Genomic DNA, 1,660 nt, shown 5'->3' on the forward strand with positions numbered 1-1,660 from the left:
GTAGAACATAATCAGTCCCTGAAAATGCAGCCTGGTTTTATCCCTAACAGAGATGGACCAGAACTCAAGTTTTTACTTAGAAGCAAAATCAACACTTAATGATAACAATCCAGAACCATATACAGACCTAGAAGTTATTCAAATTTTAGAGTTATTAAACATCCTTACAGATGTAATTTATAACCGCATGATACAATAAATATAAGCTTATGAAAAATGTTATTCTATATACAAGAGTCTCCACTGATGAACAAGCTGATAAAGGTTTTTCCTTGAGAGATCAAGAACAAAAACTATTGAACTATTGCAATATTAATAACCTGAATGTCCTTTTAATTTTCAGAGAAGATCATTCTGCCAAAACTTTCAATAGGCCTGAATTTAAAAAGCTAATTCTTTACGTAAAAACGAACAAACTAAAGATAGATCAACTTCTATTTACCAAATGGGATCGCTTTTCACGAAACACGACTGAATCTTATAACAAAATCAAAAGCTTTAATGAACAAGGAATCATTGTAAACGCAATTGAACAACCCTTGGATTTATCTATTCCAGAACAGGGATTGATGCTAGCCGTATACTTATCAATGCCAGAGGTCGAAAATCACAGACGATCCTTAAATGTCATTGCAGGTATGCGACGTGCTTTTAAAGAAGGGCGTTATATTGTGTCTCCACCTAAAGGTTATGACATGGGTCGAGATAATCAAAACAAGCCCATATTAATCCCTAACCATGATGCTATCTTTATTAAAGAAGGTTTTGAACTATTAAGCAAGGGTATATATTCCCAAAAAGAAGTACTCCAAAAATTGAGAGACAAAGGGTTCAATTCTAGTAAATCTGCATTTGGCAGAATTATCAGAAACCCTATTTATCATGGAGATATTCATTTAAAGGCTTTTAAAGATGAGCCAGAACAGGTTATTAAAGGTATTCACGAATCCTTAATTTCAAAAAACATATTTAATTTGGTTCAATATCATATTGATGGTGGTAAAAAACAATATAAAATCGTGCATAAAAAAGTGAACGAAAAGTTTCCTTTAAAGGATTTTGTTTTATGTCCTAGTTGCCATAAATCGCTAAAAGCAAGTAGTTCAAAAGGTCGTAATCAATACTATTCTTATTATCACTGCGCTAAACCATGCAATACAAGATATAAAGCTGAAGATGTCGACAGTTGGTTCAATAATTTTCTTGGTGGTATTTCTTTGAATACTAATGCGCGAACACTATTATTTAAAATGATAGAAAAACGATTTAAAGAACAAACTAAATTGAGTAGACTAAGTCCTAAACATTATCAGGAAGTCGATTCATTAGAACAAAAGTTAATTAAATTACAAGATCTATATTTAGATGGTGAGTTTGATCGTACTGAATACCATAATGCTAAAGAGCGTTATTCAAAACAACTCAACCAACTCAAAGAAAAGCAGGAAAATTTGAGCAAGTCTAATAAGGTTTTGTCTATTTATAAAAATGGCTTAGAGAAACTTGAACATTTTGATAACCACTTTACTCATAGCGATATAGAGCATAAAAGAAAGCTCTTGGGTTCAATCTTTCCTGAAAAGTTTCAATTTGAAAATCATGAGGTTCGAACCGAAGATATCAATCCGATACTTCTTAAGATTGCTAGTGTTAATAAAGG

General features: G+C 32.0%; 1 protein-coding gene. It reads left to right on the forward strand.

Going from position 1 to position 1,660, the window contains the following annotated elements; all coding sequences use genetic code 11:
• Nucleotides 1–209 precede the first annotated feature (209 nt).
• Nucleotides 210–1,660: recombinase family protein (locus tag IEW41_RS14400; protein ID WP_188607077.1), on the forward strand; the 1,451-nt coding region annotated here is incomplete at its 3' end.

It is taken from the genome of Aquaticitalea lipolytica (genome assembly GCF_014641635.1).
Taxonomy (GTDB): domain Bacteria; phylum Bacteroidota; class Bacteroidia; order Flavobacteriales; family Flavobacteriaceae; genus Aquaticitalea; species Aquaticitalea lipolytica.